This window comes from Ruegeria sp. BHSA123 (assembly GCF_059613425.1).
The window spans coordinates 1-1,028 of sequence record NZ_JBXWSL010000176.1; the positions used below are offsets into that span (position 1 = coordinate 1).

1 protein-coding gene is annotated in these 1,028 nt (G+C 53.6%); it reads right to left on the bottom strand.

Annotated elements, in window-relative coordinates:
- Positions 1-336: 336 nt before the first annotated feature.
- Positions 337-1,028 (bottom strand): alpha/beta hydrolase (locus AC2FNC_RS20865; RefSeq protein WP_496716600.1); only part of this gene is annotated, 692 nt, incomplete at its 5' end.

Below are 1,028 nucleotides of genomic sequence, written 5' to 3' on the forward strand. Positions count from 1 at the left end.
CAGTGTATACCGTCAGTTCCGTTTCCGATGCCGCAGCCGTCGCCGTCAGTAAACCGAACGCCAAAACCGCATAAATTGATCTCTTCTGTTTCATGGTTGTCCTCTGTTGGTGAATTGTTTGACAGGTTCGCCATTCTTGCGCGGCGTTAAATTCACATTTGAGCATTCGCATCTTGACAGATTAATATGCCAAGAAAAATCGATTATACCTTCAAAGTCATAAGCCTGACTTATGGATAAACTTACTTATGAGATTCGGAATGATCAGACGAAGCTTCGTGTGGGAAGCTAGCCAGAATAGCGAACAGACGGGGAAAACCTAACGGTTCCTTTCCTTCAGTAAAAACGCCCCAGTTCCCTGATCCTTTGCGGATAATCATCTGGAAAACGCCAGATGATCTCTCCGGGTGCGCGCACCAGACCGCGCGCGGCGGGGTCTTTGTTGGTCAGCAATGATAGGAAAAGATCGCTGCTGGCCCATGGTGAAGACCGGAAATACCAATGTCCGTTGCCATTGCCCGCCTCTTCGGCATCCGTCACGTCGATGACATGCAGCCTTGGGGTCCGGGCCAATTCCGCTTGCACCGCAGGTACTGCTTCGCCGGGGGGCGAGGTCTCTCCGACGCGCTTGCGGCCAAAGACGAGCCTAGACATCGCCAGGGCGGAATCCGTTTGCGACTGATAGATCGTCAGGTCCGTAACCGCATCGAGTAGACCGTCCTCGATAGCATGAATGAAATAAGCACGGTCTAGATCGCTGCCGATCAGGATGAGTTTGCCCAACCGCGCGTTTCCCTCGGCCCCCAACGCGATTTGATAGGCGGCGTCAAAGGCCAGCCTTGTCCCGGCGCTGTAGCCGATCAGGTGGATGCGACGGGCATTGGTATGGGTCGAGAGAAAGGCAATCAACTCGCGCAGATAACGTCGCGAGGCCAGCGCCGATTCCTGATCACGGAAATAGGCCAGCGTATTTGGGGTTGCTGTCCAGTTGTAACTGATGAAAGCGCCCTGATAGCCCAGAAAATGCT